Annotated in this window: 27 protein-coding genes; 23 read left to right on the top strand and 4 right to left on the bottom strand. The window is 56.9% G+C overall.

Translation table 11 applies throughout. From position 1 onward, the window contains the following. Positions 1 to 66: 66 nt before the first annotated feature. Positions 67 to 309 carry a DNA damage-inducible protein I gene (dinI, locus tag CYR55_RS00935; RefSeq protein WP_101814293.1) on the bottom strand — a complete coding sequence of 81 codons (243 nt, stop codon included), beginning with the start codon at positions 307 to 309 and terminating at the stop codon, positions 67 to 69. A gap of 90 nt (positions 310 to 399) precedes the next feature. Next, entirely contained in the window at positions 400 to 1,452 is a 1,053-nt protein-coding gene (gene pyrC, locus CYR55_RS00940) for a dihydroorotase (protein ID WP_101814294.1), read from the bottom strand. A gap of 227 nt (positions 1,453 to 1,679) precedes the next feature. On the opposite strand from pyrC, the gene CYR55_RS00945 reads away from it, so the two are divergent. Further along, on the top strand, positions 1,680 to 1,967 hold the full coding sequence (locus CYR55_RS00945) for a putative quinol monooxygenase (RefSeq protein WP_101814295.1): 288 nt from the start codon (positions 1,680 to 1,682) through the stop codon (positions 1,965 to 1,967). 91 nt (positions 1,968 to 2,058) lie between these two features. Here the strand turns inward: CYR55_RS00945 and rne are convergent, their stop codons facing one another. Continuing rightward, positions 2,059 to 5,652, bottom strand: a complete 3,594-nt coding sequence (gene rne, locus CYR55_RS00950) for a ribonuclease E (protein WP_101814296.1) — start codon at positions 5,650 to 5,652, stop codon at positions 2,059 to 2,061. A gap of 558 nt (positions 5,653 to 6,210) precedes the next feature. Here rne and rluC point away from each other — a divergent pair. Continuing rightward, a complete protein-coding gene (rluC, locus tag CYR55_RS00955) occupies positions 6,211 to 7,170 on the top strand; it encodes a 23S rRNA pseudouridine(955/2504/2580) synthase RluC (RefSeq protein ID WP_101814297.1) in 960 nt (319 codons plus the stop codon). Between the two features lie 41 nt (positions 7,171 to 7,211). On the opposite strand, the gene CYR55_RS00960 is transcribed toward rluC, so the two are convergent. Next, the gene (locus CYR55_RS00960) at positions 7,212 to 7,799 is read right to left on the bottom strand and encodes a Maf family protein (protein ID WP_101814298.1); all 588 of its coding nucleotides are present in this window, start codon (positions 7,797 to 7,799) and stop codon (positions 7,212 to 7,214) included. 140 nt (positions 7,800 to 7,939) lie between these two features. Between CYR55_RS00960 and yceD the strand changes: the two genes are divergently transcribed. From yceD to CYR55_RS01065, 21 genes are all read left to right on the top strand, one after another. Then, positions 7,940 to 8,461 (top strand): 23S rRNA accumulation protein YceD, encoded by a 522-nt coding sequence (yceD, locus tag CYR55_RS00965; protein ID WP_101814299.1) that lies wholly within the window; start codon positions 7,940 to 7,942, stop codon positions 8,459 to 8,461. 16 nt (positions 8,462 to 8,477) lie between these two features. After that, a complete protein-coding gene (gene rpmF, locus CYR55_RS00970) occupies positions 8,478 to 8,642 on the top strand; it encodes a 50S ribosomal protein L32 (RefSeq protein ID WP_072925431.1) in 165 nt (54 codons plus the stop codon). Between the two features lie 37 nt (positions 8,643 to 8,679). Then, positions 8,680 to 9,714 (top strand): phosphate acyltransferase PlsX, encoded by a 1,035-nt coding sequence (gene plsX / locus CYR55_RS00975; RefSeq protein ID WP_101814300.1) that lies wholly within the window; start codon positions 8,680 to 8,682, stop codon positions 9,712 to 9,714. Between the two features lie 6 nt (positions 9,715 to 9,720). Next, the gene (locus CYR55_RS00980) at positions 9,721 to 10,674 is read left to right on the top strand and encodes a beta-ketoacyl-ACP synthase III (protein ID WP_101814301.1); all 954 of its coding nucleotides are present in this window, start codon (positions 9,721 to 9,723) and stop codon (positions 10,672 to 10,674) included. Between the two features lie 18 nt (positions 10,675 to 10,692). Next, positions 10,693 to 11,622: an ACP S-malonyltransferase gene (gene fabD / locus CYR55_RS00985; protein ID WP_101814302.1), complete on the top strand. Its 930-nt coding sequence runs from the start codon at positions 10,693 to 10,695 to the stop codon at positions 11,620 to 11,622. Between the two features lie 13 nt (positions 11,623 to 11,635). Next, positions 11,636 to 12,370, top strand: a complete 735-nt coding sequence (gene fabG / locus CYR55_RS00990; protein WP_072925420.1) for a 3-oxoacyl-ACP reductase FabG — start codon at positions 11,636 to 11,638, stop codon at positions 12,368 to 12,370. A gap of 154 nt (positions 12,371 to 12,524) precedes the next feature. Next, positions 12,525 to 12,761 carry an acyl carrier protein gene (gene acpP, locus CYR55_RS00995; RefSeq protein WP_072925418.1) on the top strand — a complete coding sequence of 79 codons (237 nt, stop codon included), beginning with the start codon at positions 12,525 to 12,527 and terminating at the stop codon, positions 12,759 to 12,761. Positions 12,762 to 12,845: 84 nt separating this feature from the next. Next, positions 12,846 to 14,087 carry a beta-ketoacyl-ACP synthase II gene (fabF, locus tag CYR55_RS01000; RefSeq protein WP_101814303.1) on the top strand — a complete coding sequence of 414 codons (1,242 nt, stop codon included), beginning with the start codon at positions 12,846 to 12,848 and terminating at the stop codon, positions 14,085 to 14,087. A 170-nt stretch (positions 14,088 to 14,257) separates the two neighbouring features. Further along, positions 14,258 to 15,058 carry an aminodeoxychorismate lyase gene (pabC, locus tag CYR55_RS01005; protein WP_101814304.1) on the top strand — a complete coding sequence of 267 codons (801 nt, stop codon included), beginning with the start codon at positions 14,258 to 14,260 and terminating at the stop codon, positions 15,056 to 15,058. A gap of 12 nt (positions 15,059 to 15,070) precedes the next feature. Further along, a complete protein-coding gene (gene mltG / locus CYR55_RS01010; protein ID WP_101814305.1) occupies positions 15,071 to 16,093 on the top strand; it encodes an endolytic transglycosylase MltG in 1,023 nt (340 codons plus the stop codon). Positions 16,094 to 16,099: 6 nt separating this feature from the next. Further along, positions 16,100 to 16,738 (top strand): dTMP kinase, encoded by a 639-nt coding sequence (gene tmk / locus CYR55_RS01015; protein ID WP_101814306.1) that lies wholly within the window; start codon positions 16,100 to 16,102, stop codon positions 16,736 to 16,738. Continuing rightward, positions 16,738 to 17,733 carry a DNA polymerase III subunit delta' gene (holB, locus tag CYR55_RS01020; protein ID WP_101814307.1) on the top strand — a complete coding sequence of 332 codons (996 nt, stop codon included), beginning with the start codon at positions 16,738 to 16,740 and terminating at the stop codon, positions 17,731 to 17,733. Before tmk ends, holB begins: the two co-directional genes overlap by 1 nt. A gap of 20 nt (positions 17,734 to 17,753) precedes the next feature. Beyond that, the gene (locus CYR55_RS01025) at positions 17,754 to 18,542 is read left to right on the top strand and encodes a metal-dependent hydrolase (protein ID WP_101814308.1); all 789 of its coding nucleotides are present in this window, start codon (positions 17,754 to 17,756) and stop codon (positions 18,540 to 18,542) included. Positions 18,543 to 18,889: 347 nt separating this feature from the next. Continuing rightward, the gene (ptsG, locus tag CYR55_RS01030; protein ID WP_101814309.1) at positions 18,890 to 20,323 is read left to right on the top strand and encodes a PTS glucose transporter subunit IIBC; all 1,434 of its coding nucleotides are present in this window, start codon (positions 18,890 to 18,892) and stop codon (positions 20,321 to 20,323) included. A 255-nt stretch (positions 20,324 to 20,578) separates the two neighbouring features. Further along, the gene (gene hinT, locus CYR55_RS01035) at positions 20,579 to 20,929 is read left to right on the top strand and encodes a purine nucleoside phosphoramidase (protein ID WP_072925380.1); all 351 of its coding nucleotides are present in this window, start codon (positions 20,579 to 20,581) and stop codon (positions 20,927 to 20,929) included. Between the two features lie 49 nt (positions 20,930 to 20,978). Beyond that, on the top strand, positions 20,979 to 21,323 hold the full coding sequence (locus CYR55_RS01040; RefSeq protein ID WP_241522051.1) for a YcfL family putative periplasmic lipoprotein: 345 nt from the start codon (positions 20,979 to 20,981) through the stop codon (positions 21,321 to 21,323). 20 nt (positions 21,324 to 21,343) lie between these two features. Then, complete coding sequence (gene lpoB / locus CYR55_RS01045; RefSeq protein ID WP_101814311.1) at positions 21,344 to 21,946, top strand: penicillin-binding protein activator LpoB; 603 nt, start codon at positions 21,344 to 21,346, stop codon at positions 21,944 to 21,946. A 19-nt stretch (positions 21,947 to 21,965) separates the two neighbouring features. Continuing rightward, positions 21,966 to 22,781 (top strand): phosphotransferase, encoded by an 816-nt coding sequence (locus CYR55_RS01050; protein WP_420912715.1) that lies wholly within the window; start codon positions 21,966 to 21,968, stop codon positions 22,779 to 22,781. A 58-nt stretch (positions 22,782 to 22,839) separates the two neighbouring features. Beyond that, positions 22,840 to 23,859 carry a beta-N-acetylhexosaminidase gene (gene nagZ / locus CYR55_RS01055; protein ID WP_165699501.1) on the top strand — a complete coding sequence of 340 codons (1,020 nt, stop codon included), beginning with the start codon at positions 22,840 to 22,842 and terminating at the stop codon, positions 23,857 to 23,859. Positions 23,860 to 23,915: 56 nt separating this feature from the next. Then, on the top strand, positions 23,916 to 24,458 hold the full coding sequence (gene ycfP / locus CYR55_RS01060; RefSeq protein ID WP_101814314.1) for an alpha/beta hydrolase YcfP: 543 nt from the start codon (positions 23,916 to 23,918) through the stop codon (positions 24,456 to 24,458). A gap of 337 nt (positions 24,459 to 24,795) precedes the next feature. Continuing rightward, on the top strand, positions 24,796 to 26,106 hold the full coding sequence (locus tag CYR55_RS01065) for an NAD(P)/FAD-dependent oxidoreductase (RefSeq protein ID WP_101814315.1): 1,311 nt from the start codon (positions 24,796 to 24,798) through the stop codon (positions 26,104 to 26,106). Positions 26,107 to 26,260: the final 154 nt, after the last annotated feature.

Below are 26,260 nucleotides of genomic sequence, written 5' to 3' on the forward strand. Positions count from 1 at the left end.
AAAAACAGGCTGGCCAGAGATATAAAAAAGCCGGGAAGCGACGCCCGGCAAAAAAACAGCAAGTGGTTAAAAGTCAGTGACGAACCAGTCATCGGCGCTTTCCCACGTTTCTTGTAGGATCTCTTCGATCAGCGCCCGGTCCGTTTTCGCCCCACCTAACACCGAGAGGTGATTGGCACCGGCATAACGCACCTGTACGGCCACATCGGTAAACTGCTGGTTAAGGCGCTTGCTCAGCTCACCAGAGAGCGCCTCAAGCGCGCCCGCCGGCAAAGGTTTGGTTTTATCCACGGTAAGTTCAACACGCATCGTGCACCCCCACATCAGAATATACTGTTAATTTATACAGTATATCATGCAGGGGCGCAAGCCTGTTTTAAGCAAAACAGAGCAGGCCGGTCAGGAAAGGCGGGTAACACGCCAGGGCAAGGTCTGGCCCGCGAGGAACGGCACGACGCTCTCACCGGCAACGGCAATCTCTTCTTCCTGCACTACCTCAGTACGCGTCAGCTCAATGAACCCCTCATTGACCGGCAAGCCGTAGAATTGCGGGCCGTTCAGCGAGGCGAAGGCTTCCAGGTGCTCCAGCGCACCCAGCTCATCAAAGACCGTTGCATAGGCAGACATGGCCAACGGCGCATTAAAGCAGCCGGCGCAGCCACAACTGGCTTCTTTGCGATGGCGGGTATGAGGCGCAGAATCCGTGCCGAGGAAGAAGCGATCGCTGCCGCTGGCCACCGCGCTGCGCAGTGCCTGCTGGTGGATATTTCGCTTGAGGATAGGCAGGCAGAAAAGATGCGGGCGGATACCGCCTACCAGCATATCATTGCGGTTGAACATCAGGTGCTGAGGGGTCACGGTAGCACCCAGGTAGCGGTCACCGGCCAGAACATAGTCTGCAGCATCTTTCGTGGTGATATGTTCGAAAACAATCTTCAGTGCGGGGAAATGGCGGCGGATTGGGTCCATGACCTCATCAATAAAACGCGCTTCACGGTCGAAAATATCAACGTGCGCGTGCGTCACCTCACCATGGATCAACAGCGGCATCCCAATTTTTTGCATTGCTTCAAATAAGGGATAAATACCCGGCACATTGGTGACGCCGTGGGAGGAGTTGGTGGTGGCATTCGCCGGGTAAAGTTTTGCTGCGGTAAAGACGCCTTGCTGGAATCCTTGTACCAGTTCGCTGGCCGGCAGGGAGTCTGTCAGGTAACAGGTCATCAATGGGGTGAAATGATGATCGGCAGGCACTGCTGCCAGGATGCGTTCACGGTAAGCAATCGCTTGCGCGACCGACGTGACGGGGGGCGTCAGGTTTGGCATGACGATCGCCCGGCCAAAAACTTCACTGGTATAAGGCACCACGGTTCTGAGCATGTCATCATCACGTAAATGGATGTGCCAGTCGTCAGGGCGGCGGATCTTCAGAACTTGCGGTTGGGCGGTCATTTCACAACACTCCGGCATAAATGGAAAAGGCGTTAAAGACATCAGCCGTGTTAACAGGCGATTTATGGCGGGGTGTAAGGATAAGCGTAAAGTTGATCAGATGCATCTGTTTGTTAATCCAAAGTTGAAATCGCTGGCAAGATAGGGCCATAGTAAACCTATTCATCCGGCCGGCGGCGGTATTGCCTTAAACGCGCTGCCCGGCATTAAAATAAGGAGTCGTAAGTATGGAAGTGCGTGTCGTCGCAAGTCTGGTTGCTAAGCCGGAATATCTGGAAGAAGTGACCGCAACGTTACATGAAATCATTGAGCCGAGCCGGCTGGAAGTAGGGTGCATTCAGTATGAGTTGCATCAGGACAATGAAAATCCAGCCGGTTTCGTATTTTTCGAACGCTGGCGTTCACAGGAAGCGCTTGATAAGCACAGTAACAGTGAGCACTTTGGCCGCTTTGCCAGCCAACTGGAAGGCAAACTCGCGTCATTGGATATCAAGACGTTAAAACAGATCGCCTGAGCCGCTGCACAGCAGGCGCAGGTGATGCTGTCGCCTGAGATAGCCCATAAAAAAACCCGCCGGATGGCGGGTTTTATTTTTTATAGCAGCGTTATTCGCTCATTTCAGGCTTGGTTGCCGGGGCAGTGGCGGTGCTGACAGCAGCGTGCCCACCTGCGGAACCTTTACCTTCAAAGTTAAATACCGGGCGCTGCCAGTCACTCTGGCGTGTAGGTTCCGGGGTGTAATCCGGAGCCGGAGCCTTGGTCATCGGCGCGGTAGCATGGTGTGTAAAATCAACCGGTGCCGGTGAGGCCGCAGGCGTAGCCGCCGCGATGGCCGCTTCAGCAACCAGCGTTGCTTTGACAGCCTCTTCTTCTTTCAGTGGCGCAACCTCAGCCTCAGGCGCTTCAGCAGCATTCACTGGTGCTTCAGCAACATTAACCGGTGCTTCGGCGGCATTTACCGGCTCTTCAGCAGCGTTAACTGGTGCTTCAGCGGCATTCACTGGTTCTTCAGCAGCGTTAACCGGTGCTTCAGCAGCATTTACCGGCGCTTCAGCGACATTCACTGGTTCTTCAGCAGCGTTAACCGGTGCTTCAGCAGCATTCACCGGCGCTTCAGCGGCATTTACTGGTGCTTCAGCCGCGTTAACCGGTGCTTCAGCAGCATTGACTGGGGCTTCGGCAGCATTCACCAGGGTTTCAGTAACTGCGGCCGGTGCCTGAACAGGGGCAGCTTCCGGGGCATTGACCGGCTGTACACTGACAGTTGCCGGTGTGGCCTCTTCAGTGACGCCCTGTGGCTCATCAGCAGAAGCCGCGGATACCGGCTCGACATCCAACTCAATGCCTGCTTCCGGTGCTGCTTCCTCAATGCGCTCAACGGTTTCAGCCGTCAGCGGATCGGCCATGATTTCCAGCGCCGGCGCATCAATGACTGCAACGTCATCTTTTGCTGCGTCAGTATGGGTTGCATCTACGCCGGCCATCTCTTCTGGGGTAGAGGACGGGTAAACATAATCACCATTTTCATGCTGCTCAGCGATACCGGCTGACAGGGCAGTGTGCGGAGACATCGGCTCATCATGCTGCTCGTCACCAAATGCCGTAACCGGATAGCTAACCCAGACCTTGCCTGAGGCCATTTCCGGCGAGGCAAATGCGCCTGCCAATGGTACCGGAGACTGGGAAGGGTAACGCTCATCACGGTAACGACGGCGACGCTGGCCGCTGACGCGCAAGTGGCGCGGCGAACGGCGTGAACGACGCGGCATGCCGGTTTCACCGTTGGCGTTACGGCCTTCGGCACCACTTTCATCATCTTGCTGTACAGTAGTCTCTGCAACCGGCTGGCTTTCAGCAACCGGGCTGTTTTCTACCGGGGCTTCACCATTAAAACGCACTTTTTGTGTCAGCGGACGACGTTCGCGGCGCGGCATAACCGGCTGCTGGCGATCTTCCTGATCGTTATCGTCAACATTGACGTTGGCAATCACATCAACCGGCGCGATTACTTCTTCAGCAACAACCTCCTGCGGCGTTTTGCGCTTCTCTTCCTGACGACGGCGCTGACGCTCAGCACGTTGCTCACGGCGTTGCTGTTGCTCTTCACGCAGGGCCTTTTCAGCCTCTTCACTGCGCGGCTCGGCAATCACGTCCTGATTACGCTTGTTGCGACGCTGATCATCACGCGGTTCGCGCATTTCACGTGGTTCACGCGGCTCACGGGATTCGCGCGGTTCGCGGGATTCACGTGGTTCACGCGGTTCACGGGATTCACGGGATTCACGCGGCTCACGATCGTCACGCGGGCGGCGTTCACCGTTACGCTCTTTGCGGTTATTGCTCTGGCGGCGTGGGGTACGGCGATCGCGATCGTTGCGGCGCGGTTCCGGGCTCTCTTCCTTCACCACCACATCTTCTTCTGCCGGTTTGGCTTCAGGTTGCTGCGGTTCACCAACGAACAGGTTTTTCAGGCCACCCAGCAGACGGCTGATAAAGCCAGGGGCTGCCGGGGCTGCCTCTTGCTTCGCCGGCTGGCTGGCGGCGGCCACAGGTTTGCTGGCAACTTTCTCTTCAAACACCGGCGGTGCTTCAACCGGCAGGGCGAAGGTCGCCAGCGCCGGTTGTTCCGGACGTTTACGCTCAGCCGGCGCATCGTCTGAAGGCTGTACCATCTCAGCTTCATGCAGTTGCGGCAGCAGGTAGCTCAGGGTCGAGGTCTCTTCGCCTTTGCGCACGCGCAGCACAGAGTAGTGCGGGGTGTGCATCTGGTCGCTCGGCACGATGATGGCACGCACGCCACCCTGGCGCTTTTCGATCGCATTCACGGCTTCACGTTTTTCGTTCAGCAGGTAAGAGGCGATCTGCACCGGAACAATCGCGTGCACTTCCTTGGTGTTCTCTTTCAGCGCTTCTTCTTCAATCAGGCGCAGAATGGAGAGCGACAGGGATTCGTTGTCACGGATGGTGCCGGTGCCGCTGCAACGCGGGCAGACGTGGTGGCTTGACTCACCCAGTGACGGGCTGAGGCGCTGGCGCGACATTTCCAGCAGGCCAAACCGTGAAATGCGGCCGATCTGAATACGCGCACGGTCCTGACGCACCGCATCGCGCAGGCGGTTTTCAACTTCACGCTGGTGGCGCACCGGCGTCATGTCGATAAAGTCGATGACAATCAGGCCACCGAGGTCACGCAGACGCAACTGACGGGCGATTTCGTCGGCCGCTTCCAGGTTGGTATTGAAAGCAGTTTCTTCGATATCGCCGCCGCGGGTAGCGCGTGCGGAGTTGATGTCGATCGCAGTCAGCGCTTCGGTGGTATCAATGACGATAGAACCGCCGGAAGGCAGGCGCACTTCACGCTGGAAGGCAGATTCAATCTGTGATTCGATCTGATAGTGGCTGAACAGCGGGATCTCGCCGGTGTAAGGCTTGATCTTGCTGCTGAAATCGGGGCGGCCCAGGGCAGCAATGTGCTCTTTGGCCAGATCGAGAATCTTCGGGTTATCGATCAGGATTTCGCCGATATCCGGTCGCAGATAATCGCGGAAAGCACGGACGATAACGTTGCTCTCCTGATGGATCAGGAACGGGGCCGGGCGGCCTTCCGCGGCTTTTTTAATCGCTTCCCAGTGCTTGATGCGGAAAGAGAGATCCCATTGCAGCGCGTCAGCAGACTTGCCGACACCGGCGGTGCGGACAATCAGCCCCATACCGTCCGGCAGTTGCAGTGAAGAAAGGGCCTCTTTCAGCTCCGTGCGGTCATCACCTTCGATACGGCGTGAAATGCCCCCGGCGCGCGGGTTATTCGGCATCAATACCAGGTAGCTGCCTGCCAGGCTGATAAACGTTGTGAGGGCAGCACCTTTGTTACCGCGCTCTTCTTTATCGACCTGAACAATGACTTCCTGGCCTTCACGCAATACATCTTTGATGTTGGGGCGACCATGGGAGGAGTAGTTACTGGGAAAGTATTCGCGGGCAATTTCTTTGAGGGGGAGAAAACCGTGTCTTTCGGCACCGTAATCAACAAAAGCGGCTTCAAGGCTCGGTTCTATACGGGTGATTTTGCCTTTATAGATATTGGCTTTTTTCTGTTCATGACCCGGGCTTTCAATATCCAGGTCATATAAACGCTGTCCATCTACGAGGGCAACACGCAACTCTTCCTGCTGAGTTGCGTTAATTAACATTCTTTTCATCTTAACTTACTCGTTATTTTTGCATTGTCGATAAAGCTGCGGGCAAAATAACCTCCTGACCGGTGTTACCGTTGGCCCCGTGTCTTCTCGCAAAGCCGTCAACCTCCCGGTTGTCGCCTGCATAGGGGCGCATTACTTCGGTAAGCCTGCCTTTCTTTGTGAAAAGCAGCGCTCTTTGTAGGGGAATAGCCTCTCAGTTACGTCGACAGATCTCATTCCATTATGCCGGCCAGGCTGCGACCCGCAGCCCGCTAATTGCTTGATTTTACGCTACGTCTTACGCCATTGCTGCGTGTGTGCGATCAGGCAATGTTCTGATTCCGCTATTTTCCCTGTCTTAACGAGATTAACGCGGAAAGAAATCGCATTATTCCATTGCAGACACGGTTATAGCAAGGTGACTTTAGCAGTGCCTTACAAGAAACTCACGCATAAGAAAGCAGGACGGTAACGGTTGCTGAGGAAATAAACAAAATTATGCTGTGTCTGCGGCCAAAAGCCGGTCTGTGTCACAAAAATCAGTGGCGCGAAGGCGGCCGGGTATTTAGAATCGCCGCCATGAAAACAGAGAATCCATCAGTGCAAATCGTCACTATTTCTGACGATCAGGCCGGCCAGCGTATCGACAACTTTTTGCGCACCCAACTCAAAGGGGTGCCGAAAAGCATGGTGTACCGCATCGTGCGTAAAGGCGAAGTCCGGGTAAATAAAAAGCGCATTAAACCCGAGTATAAACTGGAAGCGGGGGATGAAGTGCGTATTCCGCCCGTGCGTGTGGCTGAGCGCGAAGAGCCGCAGGTCTCCGCTAAGCTGGATAAAGTGGCCGCGCTGGCAGACTGTATCCTGTATGAGGATGAGCATCTGCTGATTATGAATAAACCCGCCGGGACTGCAGTGCATGGCGGCAGCGGGCTGAGCTTCGGGGTGATTGAAGCCCTGCGGGCCCTGCGGCCTGAGGCACGTTTCCTGGAGCTGGTGCACCGCCTTGACCGGGATACGTCGGGCGTGCTGCTGGTGGCCAAGAAACGTTCAGCGTTGCGATCGCTGCATGAGCAACTGCGCCTGAAGGGTATGCAAAAAGATTACCTGGCGCTGGTACGCGGTCAGTGGCAATCCCATTGCAAAGTGGTACAGGCGCCTTTGCTGAAGAATATCCTGCAGAGCGGTGAGCGGATTGTGCGGGTCAACAGTGAAGGCAAGCCTTCTGAGACGCGCTTTAAAGTGGAGGAGCGCTTTACCTTCGCCACCCTGGTCAAAGCCAGCCCGGTCACGGGCCGTACCCACCAAATCCGGGTTCATACCCTGCATGCCGGGCATCCTATCGCTTTTGACGATCGCTACGGCGACCGTGAGTTTGACAGCCAGCTGGCGTCAACCGGCCTGAAACGGTTGTTCCTGCACGCAGCGGCCCTGCGTTTTGAGCATCCGGGCAGCGGCGAGACTATGCGCATCGAGGCCCCGCTGGATGCTGCCCTGCAGCGCTGTCTGCAAGTGTTGCGTAAAGAGGCGAAAGCCTGATTGTCCGAAAGGCACCGAAAGGTGCCTTTTTATTACTGAGGTCAGGCGAGTAAAGGGTTTACCCCTTCCGCCCGCAACATCGCCAGCAGGGCAATCAGCGGCATCCCGACCAGGGTATTAGGGTCGCGGCCGGATAAACGTTCAAACAACGTGATGCCCAGCGCTTCACTCTTAAAGCTGCCGGCACAGTCCAGCGGCTGTTCACGCATCAGATACCCGTGAATTTCCTCGTCCGTGAGTGCCCGGAAATGCACCTCAAAAGGCTCGCAGCAGCACTGTAACGCGCCGGTTTCACTATTATAAAGCGCCAGCCCGGTATAAAAGGTCACGCATTGACCGCTGGCCCGCCGCAACTGAGCAAACGCGTTTTCCAGGGTGTGGGGTTTGCCGGTAATGGCACCGTCCAGGACGCAGACCTGATCTGACCCTATAATCAGGTGATGCGGATACGCGTGTGCCAACGAGTGTGCTTTTGCCACAGCCAGCCGCTGAACCAGTGCCTCCGCGCTTTCACCGGGGCAGGGCGTTTCATCGGCGTCCGGCGCGGCAGCCATAAATGTCAGGCCGGTTTTTTCCAGTAAGGCGCGGCGGTAGGGTGACGTTGAGGCAAGAACCAGAGGAAGAGACATATTTTTTTCATAAACCGTAGCGTAATTGAATTGCGCATTTTAAACTATTGGCCGCTGCGGAAGCGAATATTGGTGAAAGGTGCGGGAAGCCGGCCTTTTTCTTTGACTCCATGTCGTTACAAAGTTAATATGCGCGCCCTATGCAAAAGGTAAAATTACCCTTGGCCGTTGATGCGGTTCGTACCGCGCAAAAGCGTTTAGATTACGCAGGTATCTATTCGCCGGAGCAGGTTACACGAGTTGCCGAATCCGTGGTCAGTGTGGACAGTGATGTAGAAAGCGCTTTATCGTTTAACATCGATAATCAGCGTCTGGCAGTGATTTCCGGCGTTTCGGATGTCACGGTCACGCTTGAGTGTCAGCGTTGCGGAAAGACCTTCGAACACCATGTGCACACAACATATTGTTTCAGCCCGGTCGTCAATGATGAGCAGGCTGAGGCATTGCCGGAAGCTTACGAACCGATTAACGTCGATGATTTTGGCGAAGTTGATCTGTTGGCAATGATTGAAGATGAAATCATTCTTTCATTGCCGGTGGTTCCGGTACATGATTCTGAACACTGTGAAGTGTCCGACGCGGACATGGTCTTCGGTAAACTGCCTGAAGAGGCGGAGAAACCTAATCCATTTGCCGTATTAGCCAGTTTAAAGAAAAAGTAATTGAGGAGTAAGGTCCATGGCCGTACAACAGAATAAACCAACCCGTTCCAAGCGTGGCATGCGTCGTTCGCACGATGCCCTGACCACCACCACTCTGTCTGTGGACAAAACGTCTGGTGAAACTCACCGTCGTCACCACATCACTGCCGACGGTTTCTACCGCGGTCGCAAGGTTATCTGAGTAGCTTTCGCTAATTTTTAGCAAAGCGACAGATACCTTGGCTCGTCTGACCCTTGCGTTAGATGTAATGGGCGGGGATTTCGGTCCGTCCGTCACAGTGCCTGCTTCATTGCAGGCACTGGCCTCCCATCCAGAGCTCACTCTTCTTTTAGTCGGTAATCCCGACGCGATTTCGCCTTACCTGAACCGAGTTGATCCGTCTTTTATGGCGCGTTTGCGGGTAATTCCTGCTGAATCGGTGATTGCCGGTGACGCCCGCCCATCGCAGGCGATCCGTGCCAGTCGCGGCAGTTCTATGCGTATTGCGCTGGAGCTGGTCAAGCAGGGCGACGCGCAGGGATGCATCAGTGCCGGCAATACCGGCGCGCTGATGGGGCTGGCAAAAGGGGTGCTGAAACCGTTGGAAGGGATTCAACGTCCGGCGCTGATGAGCGTATTACCGCATCAGCAACGCGGCAGGACGGTTGTGCTTGATCTGGGGGCCAATGTCGCGTGCGACAGCACCATGCTGGTTCAGTTTGCCGTGATGGGGGCCGTCATGGCCGAAGAAGTGGTGGGCATCCGTTCTCCCCGGGTAGCCCTGCTGAATATCGGGGAAGAAGAGGCCAAAGGCCCGGATAATATCCGCGAAGCCGCCGCCGTACTAAAAAGAACGCCAACAATAAACTATATAGGCTATCTTGAAGGCAACGACTTGCTGACAGGTAAGACGGATGTCCTGGTGTGTGACGGCTTCGTGGGTAACGTCACCCTGAAGACCATGGAAGGTGTGATAAGGCTCTTTTTGTCACTCCTCAACTCCTCTGGTGAAGGGAAGAAAAAAGCCTGGTGGGTAACACTGCTGGGTAAATGGTTACAGAAACGCGTGGCAAAGCGGTTCGGTCATTTGAACCCCGACCAGTATAATGGCGCATGTCTGTTAGGATTGCGGGGCACCGTTATCAAAAGCCACGGCGCAGCGAATCAACGCGCATTTGCTGCCGCGATCGAACAGGCTGTGCAGGCGGTGCAGCGGCAGGTCCCCGAGCGTATTGCCGCGCGCCTTGAGGCTGTATTACCCAAGAGTGACTGATCGTACATGTATACTAAAATTCTCGGTACGGGGAGCTATTTGCCCGTACAAGTGCGTACTAACGCCGACCTCGAAAAAATGGTGGATACTTCCGACGAGTGGATTGTCACCCGCACCGGTATTCGTGAACGCCGTATCGCCGCAGCCGATGAAACCGTCTCCACGATGGGCTTCAATGCCGCGCAAAAGGCGCTTGAAATGGCCGGCGTCGACAAAGACGACCTGGGTCTGATCATTGTCGCCACGACTTCCTCCAGCCATGCATTCCCCAGTTCCGCATGCCAGATCCAACAGCTGTTGGGTGTTAAAGATGCGGCCTCCTTTGATCTGGCTGCCGCATGCGCCGGGTTTACCTATGCTCTGAGCGTGGCCGATCAGTACATCAAAAGTGGTGCAGTCAAGCATGCGCTGGTGATTGGGTCTGATGTCCTTTCCCGCACCCTCGATCCAAACGATCGCGGCACCCTGATCCTGTTTGGCGACGGTGCCGGCGCAGTGGTGCTGGGTGCCTCTGAAGAGCCGGGCATTATCTCCACGCATCTGCACGCAGATGGCCGTTACGGCAACCTGCTGGCACTGCCGCACCATAACCGCCAGGATCCGGACGGCACCGCCTACCTGACCATGTCAGGTAACGAGGTATTCAAAGTCGCGGTAACTGAACTGGCGCATATCGTGGATGAGACACTGTCTGCCAATAATCTGGATCGCAGCGAGCTGGACTGGCTGGTTCCCCATCAGGCAAACCTGCGTATTATCAGCGCCACAGCTAAAAAGCTGGGGATGGGGATGGAACATGTGGTGGTGACGCTTGACCGCCACGGCAACACCTCTGCGGCCTCTGTGCCGGCAGCACTGGATGAAGCAGTACGCGACGGGCGCATTCAGCGCGGCCAGCTGGTACTGCTCGAAGCCTTTGGCGGCGGCTTTACCTGGGGCTCAGCACTGGTTCGTTTCTAATCGGGCAGGAAAAGAATAATGACGACATTTGCAATGGTATTCCCTGGGCAGGGCTCCCAGGCGCTCGGTATGCTGGCTGATTTAGCCGCGCAGTATCCGGTAGTGGAAGAGACATTTGCCCAGGCCTCTGAGGCGCTGGGTTATGATCTGTGGCAGTTGGTGCAGCAGGGGCCGGCTGAAGAACTGAATAAAACCTGGCAGACCCAGCCGGCACTGCTGGCGGCCTCCGTGGCCATCTGGCGGGTATGGCAGCAGCAGAACGGGGCGACCCCCGCGCTGCTGGCCGGGCACAGCCTGGGTGAGTACTCAGCGCTGGTGTGCGCCGGTGTGCTGGATTTCCAGGAAGCTATCCGCCTGGTTGAATTGCGCGGCAAGCTGATGCAGGAAGCGGTGCCGGAAGGCACCGGGGCGATGTCTGCTATCATCGGCCTGGACAACGACGCCATTGCCAAAGCCTGTGAAGAGTCGGCACAAGGGCAGGTTGTCTCCCCGGTGAACTTCAACTCGCCGGGGCAAGTTGTGATTGCCGGCAATAAAGAAGCGGTTGAGCGGGCGAATGCCGCCTGTAAAGCAGCCGGTGCCAAACGTGCGCTGCCGTTACCTGTCAGTGTGCCCTCCCACTGTGCCCTGATGAAACCGGCGGCCGAAAAGCTGGCACAGGCGCTGGAAAACGTGACCTTCTCAACCCCGGTCCTGCCGGTGGTGAATAACGTTGACGTCGCCATTGCGCAGTCGCCGGAGGCGATCCGCAGCGCACTGGTCCGCCAGCTCTACAGCCCGGTCCGCTGGACCGAGAGCGTAGAGTTTATGGCCGCCCAGGGCGTAGAACACCTGATTGAGGTTGGGCCGGGCAAAGTATTGACCGGGCTGACCAAACGTATTGTTGACACCCTGACTGCGGCCGCCGTAAACGATACGGCCAGCCTGTCAGCGGCGCTTGAACAATAAAAAGAGGAAAACAATGAGCTTCGAAGGAAAAATTGCCCTGGTAACCGGGGCAAGCCGTGGCATCGGCCGGGCAATCGCTGAAACACTGGTGGCAAAGGGTGCCAAAGTGATTGGTACCGCGACCAGTGAGAAAGGCGCTGAGGCAATCAGTGCTTACCTGGGCGATAACGGTAAAGGTTTGATGTTAAATGTGGTAGATTCCGCATCGATTGACGCCGTGCTGGCAACAATCCGTGCGGAATTCGGCGAGATCGATATTTTGATCAATAATGCCGGGATTACCCGTGATAACCTGCTGATGCGTATGAAAGATGATGAGTGGCAGGATATCCTGGACACCAACCTGACTTCAGTATTCCGCCTGTCAAAAGCGGTAATGCGCGCTATGATGAAAAAGCGTTTTGGCCGTATCATTACCATCGGTTCCGTTGTTGGCACCATGGGCAATGCAGGGCAGGCGAACTACGCGGCGGCTAAAGCGGGTCTGATTGGTTTTAGCAAATCTTTGGCACGTGAAGTTGCTTCACGTGGCATTACGGTCAACGTCGTGGCGCCCGGCTTTATTGAGACGGACATGACACAGGCGTTGACAGAAGATCAACGCGCAGGCATTTTGGCCCAGGTTCCGGCTAGCCGGCTTGGAGAAGCTAAAGAAATCGCCAGCGCTGTTGCTTTTTTAGCCTCTGATGAGGCTGGCTATATCACCGGTGAAACACTGCATGTCAATGGCGGCATGTATATGATTTAAAAATCACGAAAACTATTTGCGTTATTTGGGGTAAACACCGCAAAATAGCGTAAAATCGTGGTTTGACCAGCCGGGATTTAGTTGCATCTTTTTCAACATTTTATACACTACGAAAACCATCGCGAAAGCGAGTTTTGATAGGAAATTTAAGAGTATGAGCACTATCGAAGAACGCGTTAAGAAAATCATCGTTGAGCAGCTTGGTGTTAAGCAGGAAGAAGTTTTAAACAACGCTTCTTTTGTTGATGACCTGGGCGCTGATTCTCTTGACACCGTTGAGCTGGTAATGGCTCTGGAAGAAGAGTTTGATACTGAGATTCCGGACGAAGAAGCTGAGAAAATCACTACTGTTCAGGCAGCGATTGATTTTATCCAGGCTAGCCAGCAGTAAGCGAACATATCTAGGCGGTCATTCGACCGCCTAAGTTTTTTTGTCCCTGAGTATCCATATTTTTTCCCTCCCTGGAGGACAACCGTGTCTAAGCGTCGAGTTGTTGTGACCGGACTGGGCATGTTGTCTCCTGTCGGCAATACTGTAGAGTCCACGTGGAAATCTCTCCTTGCCGGTCAGAGCGGCATCAGCCTAATCGACCATTTCGATACTACTGCCTATGCAACGCGTTTTGCCGGCTTAGTAAAGGATTTTAACTGTGAAGACTTCATCTCGCGCAAAGATGCACGCAAGATGGATGCCTTCATTCAATATGGAGTTGCGGCCGGTATTCAGGCCATGCAGGATTCCGGTATCCAGGTCACTGAAGAAAACGCAACGCGTTTTGGCGCGGCCATTGGTTCCGGCATCGGCGGACTGGGTCTGATTGAAGAAAACCATACCGCACTGGTGAATGGTGGCCCCCGTAAAATCAGCCCGTTCTTTGTGCCTTCCACTATCGTCAACATGATCGCCGGCCACCTGAGCATCATGTATGGCCTGCGTGGCCCGAGCATCTCTATCGCCACGGCCTGTACGTCCGGTGTGCATAACATCGGCCATGCCGCGCGTATCATCGCCTATAACGATGCTGACGTGATGCTGGCAGGCGGTGCAGAAAAAGCCAGTACCCCGCTGGGCGTGGGCGGCTTTGGTGCTGCACGGGCACTCTCGACCCGCAATGAAAACCCGCAAGCGGCCAGCCGCCCATGGGACAAAGATCGTGATGGTTTTGTGCTGGGTGACGGCGCAGGCATCATGGTGCTGGAAGAGTATGAGCATGCGAAAAAGCGCGGCGCAAAAATTTATGCAGAAGTAGTTGGTTTCGGCATGAGCAGTGACGCCTATCACATGACCTCACCGCCGGAAGATGGCGCAGGCGCAGCCATGGCGATGAAAAACGCCCTGCAGGATTGCGGCCTCTCTACCCACCACATCGGTTACATCAATGCCCATGGTACGTCTACCCCCGCGGGTGACAAAGCGGAAGCCCAGGCAGTGAAATCGGTGTTTGGCGAAGATGCCAAACGCGTGATGGTCAGCTCTACCAAATCGATGACCGGCCACCTGCTGGGCGCGGCAGGGGCGGTAGAGTCAATCTTTGCTGTGCTGGCCTTGCGCGATCAGGCCGTGCCGCCCACCATCAACCTGGATAACCCGGATGAAGGCTGTGACCTGGACTTCGTGCCGCATGAGGCGCGCCAGGTGACCGATCTGGAATATACCTTGTGCAACTCGTTTGGCTTTGGCGGCACCAACGGATCGTTGGTATTCCGTCGGGTATAAAAAACGACAACGCTCAGGCGAGAAGCATCCTAAGCCCGGCTCTGCCGGGCTTTTTTATAGGTGCGGCACCCCTGTGAAAGGCTGCGGCCAGCCGGGAACCTCTGTACCCATCGCCAGTCTCAGGAAGCAGGCGCAGGTTCCCATGACATGACACGCCCCGGAGGTCTCTGATGTATTGGCTCAATGGCTGCCCGTCCACTGACATTTCCCTTAGCGATCGCGCGGTGCAGTTTGGTGATGGCTGTTTTACCACGGCCCGCGTGCTTGGCGGCAGCATGCAATGGCTGCCGGCACACCTGGCTCGGTTGCAACGCGGTGCCGCGGCGTTGATGATCCAGGGCGTTGACTGGCAGGCGCTTGAACAGGAGATGGTGCATGCTGCCGCCGAACAAGGGCAGGGCGTACTTAAAGTGATCGTCACCCGCGGCAGCGGCGGGCGCGGCTATAGCCCGGCCGGTTGCCTTCAGCCCACAAGAATCGTTACAACATCCTCTTACCCGGCACACTACAGCGACTGGCGTGAGCGCGGCGTTACGCTGGCGCTGAGTCCGGTAGCGCTGGCGCAAAGCCCCTTGCTTGCCGGCATTAAACATTTGAACCGGCTGGAGCAGGTGATGATCCGGCTGCATCTTGAGCAGACAACGGCCGACGAAGCGCTGGTGCTTGACACTTCCGGGATGCTGGTGGAATGCTGTGCGGCTAATTTATTCTGGCGTACCGGTCAGCGGGTGATGACACCGGACGTCACGCTTTCCGGGGTAGATGGAATTATGCGGCAACATATTCTGGCGCTGCTGGCTGACCACCCGGACTATCAGGCAGAGATTGTGCGGGCGCCGATGGCGGTGCTGGCCGGGGCAGATGAAGTCTTTATCTGTAACGCCCTGATGCCGTTGCTGCCGGTTACTGCCATCGGCGAGTGGCGCTACCCGTCGCGAACGCTTTTCCATACGCTGATTCCTTATTGTTAACCAGGCTGTTGAATGAAGAAGAAACTAAGAGTTGTTACGTTACTGGCGGCACTTCTGTTGATTGCCGCAGTATTTGTTTACCAGCGGACTGAGCATTTTGCCGGCCAGCAGCTGGCCATTAGCCAGGAAACCATTTTCACCCTGCCGGCCGGTACCGGCCGCAGCGGGTTGGAAGCGTTGCTCAATGAACAGAAAGTGCTGGCCCCCAGCCCATGGTTTGCCTGGCTACTGCGTATTGAACCCTCCCTGGCTAATGTCAAAGCCGGCACGTTCCGTCTGATGCCCGGGATGACAGTAAGGGAGATGCTGGCTTTGCTGGTCAGCGGTAAAGAAGCCCAGTTCAGTATCCGTCTGATCGAAGGGTTACGGCTGCAAGACTGGTTGCAGGTTGCGCAGGCAGCACCCTACCTGAAGCACCAACTGGCAGGCAAAGATGAAGCCGCCATTGGCGCGGCATTGGGTATGAAACCCGGTGAGCCGGTAGAAGGCCGCCTTTATCCCGATACCTACCTTTATACCGCCGGCATGAGCGATCTCTCCCTGTTCAAACGCGCCTATACGCGAATGCAGAAAACCGTGGATGAGATCTGGGCCCAGCGCGCACCGAATCTGCCGTATAAAACGCCGAATGATCTGCTGACCATGGCCTCGATCATTGAGAAAGAGACCGCCGTCAGCGAGGAGCGGGATGAGGTCGCCTCGGTATTTATCAACCGCCTTCGCATCGGTATGCGTCTGCAAACGGATCCCACCGTGATTTACGGTATGGGCGACGCCTATAAAGGCAACATCACCCGTAAAGATCTGGAGACGCCGACGCCTTACAACACCTATGTGATCTCCGGGTTGCCGCCGACGCCGATTGCCATGCCAAGCCTGGCATCCATGCAGGCCGCCGCACACCCGGCGAAAACCGCTTACCTCTATTTTGTGGCAAACGGCACGGGCGGGCACACGTTCAGCACCAATCTTGAAAACCACAACAAAGCGGTGCAACGTTACCGTGAAATCCTGAAAACCAGTGCGGGGCGCTGACAGACCATGAACAGCAAATTTATTGTGATTGAGGGGCTGGAAGGCGCCGGAAAAACCACCGCCCGTGACACCATCGTGGCGGCGCTGCATGAGGCCGGCATTACCGATCTGGTGTTTACCCGTGAGCCGGGCGGGACACCGCTGGCTGAACGCCTGCGCACCCTGATCAAAGAGGGCATTGAAGGCGAAACCCTGACGGACAAAGCGGAAGTGCTGATGCTCTATGCCGCGCGGGTGCAATTGGTGGAAACCGTGATTAAACCGGCCCTGGCCCGCGGGGCGTGGGTGATTGGCGACCGCCACGATCTCTCTTCCCAGGCTTATCAGGGCGGCGGCCGCGGGATTGATCCCACGATGATGGCCGCCTTGCGGGACATCGTGTTAGCGGACTTCAGCCCGGATTTAACCCTTTACCTGGATCTGCCGCCGGCCATCGGGCTGGAGCGCGCCCGCCAGCGTGGCGCCCTGGACCGCATTGAGCAGGAGTCCCTGGCCTTCTTTGAACGCACGCGCGCCCGCTATCAGGCGCTGGCGGCGGCAGACCCGCGTATCAAAACTATTGATGCCGCGCAGCCGCTGCCGGAGGTGTCGGCACAGATTACCGCCACCCTGCGCGCCTGGTTACCGCAGCAAGGGCACGCCTGATGAACTGGTATCCGTGGCTGAATACCCCTTACCGCCAGCTGATTGCACAATATCAGGCCGGGCGCGGCCACCATGCGCTGCTGATCCACGCAGATGAAGGTAATGGGGATGCGGCACTGGTCTATGGGCTGAGCCGCTGGCTGTTGTGCCGGCATCCACAGGGCGAAAAAAGCTGCGGGGAGTGCCACAGCTGCCGGCTGATGCTGGCGGGCAACCACCCTGACTGGCATGTGCTGACGCCGGAGAAAGGCAAAACCAGCCTGGGTATTGACCGGGTGCGGCAGGTGATTGACGGGCTGTATACCCATGCGCAGCAGGGCGGGGCGAAGGTGGTCTGGCTGGCGCAGGCCGAGGGGCTGACGGAAGCCGCGGCCAATGCGCTGCTGAAAACCCTGGAAGAGCCGCCGGAGAAAACCTATTTCCTGATTGGCTGCCGTACGCCCTCGCGCCTGTTGCCGACCCTGCGCAGCCGGTGCAGCTACTGGCATCTGCAAAATCCACCGCCTGACCTGAGCAGCCAGTGGATCCAGCGCCAGCAACCGGTTGACCCGCAAAGTGTTGAAACCGCGCTGAAACTCAGCCACGGCGCGCCGCTGGCCGCAGCGGCACTGTTGCAGCCGGAACGCTGGCAGCAACGGCAGCAACTCTGCCAGCAGGTGAGCAGCCTGTTACCGGCGCGAGACTTGCTGGCGCTGCTGCCGGTGCTCAATCACGAGGATGCCGCTGAACGTCTACACTGGTTGTGCACCCTGTTGCTGGATGCGATGAAGTGGCAGCAGGGCGCGGCAGCGTATCTGCTGAATCAGGATCAGCAGCCGCTGGTAGCGGCGCTGGCGGCCACCCTGGGGCAGCGTTCCCTGCAAACGCTGATGCAGGGCTGGCTGACCTGCCGGCATCAGTTGCTGACGGTGAATGCCGTCAACCGCGAGCTGTTGCTCACCGAACACCTGCTGGCGTGGGAAGACTTGCTTGCCGCGCCGGATTCTGCTTTCTAACGGCTGTAGAGTTTAAAATTATGTTTTTAGTTGATTCACACTGCCATCTTGATGGGCTGAACTATCAGGATCTCCATACCGGCGTTGACGATGCCCTGGCGAAAGCACATCAGCGTGATGTGAAGTTTTTCCTGGCGGTGGCCACCACGCTGCCGGGCTACAGCGCGATGCGCACATTAATTGGCGATCGCCCGGATGTGGTGTTCTCCTGTGGCGTTCATCCGCTGAATATGGAGGCCGCGTATGAGGTCGATACGCTGCGCCAGCTGGCGTCTGACGCACGGGTAGTGGCGATGGGGGAGACCGGGCTGGACTATTACTACCAGAAAGAGAACCTGCATGTGCAGCAGCAATCCTTCCGTGACCACATCCGCATCGGGCGTGAACTGAACAAGCCGGTGATTGTCCACACCCGGGATGCACGCGAAGATACACTGGCCATTCTGCGTGAAGAGCAGGCGGATCAGTGCGGTGGTGTGCTGCACTGCTTTACTGAAGATCAGGCCACGGCAAAAGCGTTACTGGATCTGGGTTTCTATATCTCATTCTCCGGCATTCTTACATTTCGTAATGCGGAGCAAATCCGTGACGCCGCCCGCTATGTGCCGTTAGATCGCCTTCTTGTCGAGACGGATTCACCTTACCTGGCCCCGGTCCCGCATCGCGGCAAAGAGAATCAGCCGGCTTACGTACGTGATGTGGCGGAGTATCTGGCTGTATTGAAGGGGGTGTCGCTGGAGCAACTGGCGGAAACCACCACAAAAAACTTTTCCCAATTATTCCATGTGACTCCGGCTGCCCTGGCCTAATCTATACCTGACGTTTTTAGCGGCGCTTTATTTTCCGGTTCGTAATTAATACCGGATAAAACGAGGCGCCGCTGCCGAATTCTGGCGGTTAATCTGCCTGTTTCCTCTCTTTTGCGGTAAAAGCCGATGCTAAAAATGAAAGATACATCTTTTATTTGTAGAAACGTGACTGTTATCAAACATTACAAACGGCATTTATTTTACTCTTCGTAAAAATTAAAGGGGCGCTTCAGACGCCCTGACAGCCGGGGCTTTCTCCCCGTTCCGGCTGCACACCGGACCGCGCCATCTCTGCTGTCAGGTGCCAGTAGTACCAAAAGCACTATTACTCAGGAGCACACTCAATTATGTTCAAGAACGCATTTGCCAACCTACAGAAAGTAGGTAAATCGCTGATGCTGCCGGTGTCGGTACTGCCCATTGCAGGTATTCTGCTCGGTGTCGGTTCCGCCAACTTCAGCTGGCTGCCAGCCGTTGTTTCCCATGTGATGGCGGAAGCGGGTGGTTCGGTGTTTGCCAATATGCCGCTGATTTTTGCTATCGGCGTGGCACTTGGTTTTACCAATAACGATGGTGTTTCCGCCCTGGCAGCGGTGGTGGCTTACGGCATCATGGTGAAAACGCTGGCGGTGGTGGCACCGTTGGTGCTGCACCTGCCGGCCGAAGAGATTGCGGCCAAGCATCTGGCGGATACCGGTGTGCTCGGCGGCATTATCGCCGGGGCCATCGCGGCCTACATGTTTAACCGCTTCTACCGCATCCAGTTGCCGGAATATCTGGGCTTCTTCGCCGGGAAACGCTTTGTGCCGATTATTTCCGGCCTGGCAGCGATCATCCTGGGCGTATTGCTCTCCTTCATCTGGCCGCCGGTCGGTACCGCGATCCAGACGTTCTCTCAGTGGGCGGCTTACCAGAACCCGGTGGTGGCGTTTGGTATCTATGGGGTGATTGAGCGCGCACTGGTGCCGTTTGGTCTGCACCACATCTGGAACGTTCCATTCCAGATGCAGATTGGTGAATACGTGAACTCAGCCGGCCAGGTCTTCCATGGCGACATTCCTCGCTATATGGCGGGTGACCCGGAAGCAGGTAAACTTTCAGGCGGCTTCCTGTTCAAAATGTACGGCCTGCCGGCGGCAGCGATTGCCATCTGGCACTCTGCGAAACCGGAAAACCGTGCCAAAGTGGGCGGCATCATGATCTCCGCCGCGCTGACCTCGTTCCTGACCGGGATCACCGAGCCTATCGAGTTCTCCTTTATGTTCGTGGCGCCGATCCTGTACGGCATCCACGCCATCCTGGCAGGTCTGGCTTTCCCAATCTGTATTCTGTTGGGGATGCGCGACGGTACCAGCTTCTCACACGGTCTGATTGACTTCGTGGTACTGAGCGGCAACAGCAGCAAAATCTGGCTGTTCCCAATCATCGGTATCATTTATGGCGTGATCTACTACTCAGTGTTCCGCGTATTGATCGCCAAGCTGGATCTGAAAACGCCGGGCCGTGAAGAAACAACCGGTGAACGTTCTACCCAGAGCGGCAGCGAAATGTCTGCAGCACTGGTGACCGCCTTCGGCGGCAAAGAGAACATCACCAACCTGGATGCCTGTATCACCCGTCTGCGCGTCAGCGTGGCAGATGTCTCCAAGGTGGATCAGGCAGGGCTGAAGAAACTGGGCGCGGCCGGTGTGGTCGTGGCAGGTTCTGGGGTGCAGGCGATTTTCGGTACCAAATCAGACAACCTCAAAACTGACATGGACGATTACATCCGTAATCATTAATGTCCGCTGGGGAGCGACAAGGGGAGGCGAAAGCCTCCCTTTTTTTATGTCTGCGATCCCACCCGTTGTCCTTTCCTGCTGCCTCCGGGAGCGTGCGGCCACCCCGGTGACCGGCCGCTGGGCCGGCGCTCCGGGCCGGTGCTGCTGCTCTTTTCTCCGGCAGTCAGCACTGAATGTTTGGAATGAGGTTGAAAGAAATGGAAAATGTCACTCATACTGCGTACATCATTCACGCATCACTAAAGGACAACTGCCATGGCTGAAGAGACCATTTTCAGTAAAATTATCCGCCGTGAAATCCCGGCAGATGTGGTTTATCAGGATGAACTGGTTACGGCATTCCGTGACATTTCGCCTCAGGCCCCTACGCACATTCTGATTGTGCCGAACCTGCTGATCCCTACCGTTAATGATGTTGCGGCCGAGCATGAGCACGCGCTGGGAAGGATGTTTACCGTGGCAGCAAAAATTGCCGAACAAGAGGGCATTGCGGAAGATGGCTATCGCCTGATCATGAACTGCAACCGGCATGGCGGCCAGGAGGTGTATCACATTCATATGCACCTGGTGGGTGGCCGGCCGCTCGGCCCGATGCTGGCTCGCTGACAGGAAAAACATTATGCAGGTTTACAGGCGGACGGGGTGGATTCTGCTGATGGGCCTTGCCCTGGTAGGGTGCAGTACCCCACAAAAAATTGCGCTGAATACGCAGCAAACCGTGGTGATGGAATCACCGGTGCTGACTGCAGGGATTATCGCGGATAAACCCACCATTGCGGATGCCTCCGGGCGCAAAAGTGCCGCCTCTGTGCTGTCAAACAGCCAGATGACGCCGGTAACCGTGCATTACCGCTTCTATTGGTATGATGCGCAGGGGCTGGATCTGCTGCCGTTCCAGCCACCGCGTACCATTACGCTTGCACCCGCTTCCACCGCCACGATCTATTCGCTGATGGGCAATCTGGATGCCGACAGTGTGCGTCTCTATCTTTATCTCTAATCAGTTACCGGAGAGGGTAAATGAAAAAGCTTTTACTTGTGGCTGCGGCCGCGTTAATTCTGTCCGGGTGTATGACCCGGCCGCCGGAAGAGCCGCAGGCGCCGGTCACCACTATCCCGGCACAACCGCAACCTGAGCAACCCCAGCCGCAGCCGCAACAGCCGCTGCCGCCGGCGTCAGAAACTGTGCCGCAGCCACCGAAAATGCAAAAGCCGATTGACTGGCCGGCCAGCGTGCAGCCGCTGGTGGCCCAGATGCTGAAAGCTGAAGGCGTGGAGAGCGGCGGCGTGCTGCTGCTGGACAATGTGAAAAACAGCACCAACGGCACGTTGCAGACCAGTGCCGCGACCGCCGCCCTCTATGATGCGCTGGGCGCCAACAACACCTTCTCGGTGGTGCCAGCCAGCCAGCTGATTCAGGCCAAGCAGACGCTGGGCCTCTCAGCTGATGACAGCCTGGTGTCCCGCAGCAAGGCTATCGGCCTGGCGCGTTACCTCAAGGCCCAGTATGTGCTTTACAGCGATGCCAGCGGCAGTGCCAAAGCGCCTACGCTGGAGATGCAATTGATGCTGGTGCAGACCGGTGAAATCGTCTGGTCGGGCAGCGGTGACGTACAGCGTTGATCCCAGCCTGATTGTCAGCCTGAAACAGATCCTGCCGGCGGTGAATACCGCCGGTTGCTGTTTTAGCCCGGTTGCCGGCCTTTCCGGCGAAAGCTGGCGCATCTGTACCCCACAGGGCACTTATCTGGCGCGTCGGCAGACGGCGGTAATGGCGGAAATGGGCGTCAGCCGCCGCCGGGAGCTACGGATGCTGCGCACCCGGCAGCCTGGCGGAGTGGGGCCGCAGCCGTTGGGGCTGCACCATGGCTGGCTGCTGCTGGCCTGGATCGATGGCGACACGCTGCCGGAAACGGCATTTCAGCCGGTTGGGGCACTGGCGTTGTTGCTGGTCAGGCTGCACCGGCAGCCGCGCGGCGGGTTTCCGCTGGCGTTGAAAGGTATTCTGGCCCGGTACTGGCAGCAGATCGACCGCACCCGCCTGACGCCCCGCTGGCTGCGTTACCATCAGCGCGTGCAGCGCACGCCACTGCCGCCGGTGCTGAAGATTGCACCGCTGCACATGGATATTCACCCCGGCAATATCATTGCAACCGGTGAAGGCTGGCAGTTGATTGACTGGGAGTACGCCGCCGATGGAGACATCGCCTGCGAGCTGGCGGCACTGGTGCGCGGCAATGGCTGGTCAGCCGGGCAGCAACAGGCGGCGCTGGTAGCGGCCTATTGTGCGGCAGGAGGGTACGGCGACGTTACGCGGCTTCAAGCAGCGGTAGGGCGCTGGTTGCCGTGGATCGACTACCTGATGCTGATGTGGTACGAAGTGCGCTGGCAACAAACACACACTATTTCATTCAGGGCGGCGGCCGATGGCCTGCACGCCCGGTTACAGAGTCGATAACAGCGGAACCGGCAGGTTCCCAAGCAGGCAGTGAAGGGAGAGTACCGTGGGTCCGGTAATGTTAGATGTGGAAGGGTATGAACTGGATGCGGAAGAGCGTGAGATTCTGCGCCACCCGCTGGTGGGTGGGTTGATCCTGTTCAGCCGTAATTTTCATGATGCCGCGCAGTTGCGCGAGCTGGTGCGCCAAATCCGCCAGGCATCGCGTGAGCGGCTGGTGGTGGCGGTGGATCAGGAAGGCGGCCGGGTGCAGCGTTTCCGTGACGGCTTTACCCGTCTGCCGGCCGCCCAGTCTTTTGCCGCGCTGAACGATGCGCAAGAGGGCGGGCGGCTGGCTGAAGAGGCGGGCTGGTTGATGGCCGCTGAGATGATCAGCATGGACATCGACATCAGTTTTGCCCCGGTGCTGGACATCGGCCACCGCAGCGCGGCGATTGGTGAGCGATCCTTCCATGAGGATCCGCAGGTAGCGCTGGCAATGGCTGAGCGCTTTATCCTGGGAATGCAGAGCGCCGGGATGAAGAGTACCGGCAAGCACTTTCCCGGCCATGGGGCGGTGGCGGCGGACTCCCACAAAGAGACGCCGCACGACCCGCGCCCGCTGGCAGAGATCCGCGCACATGACATGCTGATTTTCCGCGAGCTGATCGCCCGCCGCCGGCTGGATGCGATCATGCCTGCGCATGTCATTTATACCGAGGCCGACCCGCGCCCGGCCAGCGGCTCACCCTGGTGGCTGAAGCAGGTGCTGCGTCAGGAGCTGGGCTTTAGCGGCATCATCTTCTCTGACGATCTCTCCATGGAGGGGGCGGCCATTATGGGCAGCTATGCGGAGCGTGGCCAGGCAGCGCTGGATGCGGGCTGTGACATGATTCTGGTGTGCAACAACCGCGCCGGGGCCGTCAGCGTGTTGGATAACCTGACCCCGGTCAACGCGGGGCAGGTTGCACAATTGTATCATCGGGGTAAATACACCCGGCAAGAACTGTTAGATTCGCCGCGCTGGAAGCAGGCCAACCAGGCGCTTACCGCCCTCAATGACCGCTGGCAGGCGCACAAACAGCAGAACGCCGGGTGATTGTCCGGCCCCGGCCAATCTGGGCGGGGGCCGTTTCACATCATACGGGGAAAAACATGATCATCTATCTGCATGGTTTTGATTCAACGAGTCCCGGCAATCATGAAAAAGTGCTGCAACTGCAATTCATCGATCCTGATGTCCGGCTGATCAGTTACAGCACCCTGCATCCACGCCACGATATGCAATTCCTGCTGAAAGAGGTGGATAAAGCGCTCCAGCAGAACCGTGACGACCATCCGCTGATATGTGGGGTGGGGCTGGGGGGCTTCTGGGCGGAGCGTATCGGCTTTCTTTGTGGGATCCGCCAGGTCAGCGTTAATCCCAATCTCTGGCCGGAAGAGAACATGCCCGGCAAAATCGACCGGCCGGAAGAGTATCTCGACATCGCCACCAAATGTGTCAGTGACTTCCGAGAACGTAACCGCGATCGCTGCCTGCTGATCCTCTCCCGTCAGGATGAAGCCCTGGACAGCCGGCGCAGTGCGGCCGCGCTGCATCATTACTATCCCATCATCTGGGATGAGCAGCAGGGCCACAAATTCAAAAATCTCTCCCCACACCTGCAACGCATCAACGCGTTCAAAACCACAGGCTGACGCCTGTTTTCCGGTCATGCCGGTCACCGTCAGGCGGCCGGTTTCCCCTTTCCGGATTGCTTGTTTAAGCAGCGCCAGCTGGGCTTTTTTTATCCATATCGCGCACGGCTATACCTGAGACTATTCTTAATAACCTGATGATTTAAATGCATTAATACCGCTCTTTGTCTATGGAATAAACAAAAAAGTTTGATGTATATCAATTTTGGTATGACCAAATAACCTCCCATGCTATTCTGGCCTCAGATGCAGGTTTAATTTACGCGAACCCTATGTTTTCTAAGGACATTATATTTAACCTTTAGATTACAATTGGTTCACATTTGAGGGGGTCAAATTGACTACGCCAATGAAAAAGATCGTCATCGTAGGTGGTGGTGCAGGCGGGCTGGAGCTGGCAACCAGCCTGGGGAACAAATTAGGCCGCAAAAACAAGGCTGAAATTGTATTAGTCGATCGCAACAACAGCCATTTATGGAAGCCCCTGCTGCATGAAGTGGCCACCGGTTCACTGGATGCCGGGGTGGATGAGCTGAGCTACCTGGCCCATGCCCGCAACCACCATTTTGTGTTCCAGCTGGGGTCTGTTACCGACATCAACCGTGACAGCAAAACCCTGCAACTGGCCGAGATCCGCGATGGCCAGGGCGACGTGCTGGTGGCAGCGCGTGAAATCAGTTATGACTACCTGGTGATGGCGCTGGGCAGCACCTCTAATGACTTCGGTACGCCGGGCGTTAAAGAGAACTGCATCTTCCTCGATAACCCGCATCAGGCGCACCGTTTCCATAACGAGATGCTTAACCTGTTCCTGAAATTCTCCGCCAACCCGGCTGACCGTGAGCAGGTAAATATCGCCATCGTCGGCGGCGGGGCCACCGGGGTGGAACTGTCTGCGGAACTGCATAATGCGGTGAAACAGCTGCACAGTTACGGCTTCCAGGGGCTGGATAATAAAGCGCTGAATGTCACGCTGGTGGAAGCCGGGGAGCGCATTCTGCCGGCGCTGCCGCCGCGCATCTCTGCGGCCGCCCATCAGGAGCTGACCAAACTCGGCGTGCGCGTGCTGACCAACACCATGGTCACCAGTGCCGATAAAGGTGGCCTGAATACCAAAGGCGGTGAGTACATTGAGGCCGATCTGATGGTCTGGGCAGCCGGGATTAAGGCACCGGACTTTATGAAAGAGATCGGCGGCCTGGAAACCAACCGCATCAACCAGCTGGTGGTGGAACCGACCCTGCAAACCACGCGTGACCCGTTCATCTATGCCATTGGTGACTGCGCCTCCTGCCCGCAGCCGGACGGCAAATTTGTGCCGCCGCGCGCTCAGTCCGCCCACCAGATGGCCTCCCGCTGCTACGACAACCTGCTGTTGCAGCTCAGCGGCCAGGACAACAAGCTGAAGCCGTACATCTATAAAGACAACGGTTCACTGGTGTCGCTCTCCCGCTTCAGCACCGTCGGCAGCCTGATGGGCAACCTGATGCGCGGCTCGATGATGATTGAGGGGCGTATCGCGCGCTTTGTCTACGTTTCGCTCTACCGTATGCACCAGGTGGCGCTGCACGGTTACCTGCGTACCGGCCTGATGGTGCTGGTGGGCAGCATCAACCGCGTTATCCGCCCGCGCCTGAAATTACATTAAGCCTGTTTGACTGACCAGAGGCCCGCTTCCCCGGCGGGCCTTATTCTTTCCCAGCTGCCGTTGCCAGCATAAAGTTTTACTTAAGCGCGCTTTACCCTTCAGACAACTCCTAAACCTGCGGTTTCTCCCGTGGAAATGCCACTTTTCGTCCACT

The organism is Chimaeribacter californicus, from assembly GCF_002858675.1.
Taxonomy (GTDB): domain Bacteria; phylum Pseudomonadota; class Gammaproteobacteria; order Enterobacterales; family Enterobacteriaceae; genus Chimaeribacter; species Chimaeribacter californicus.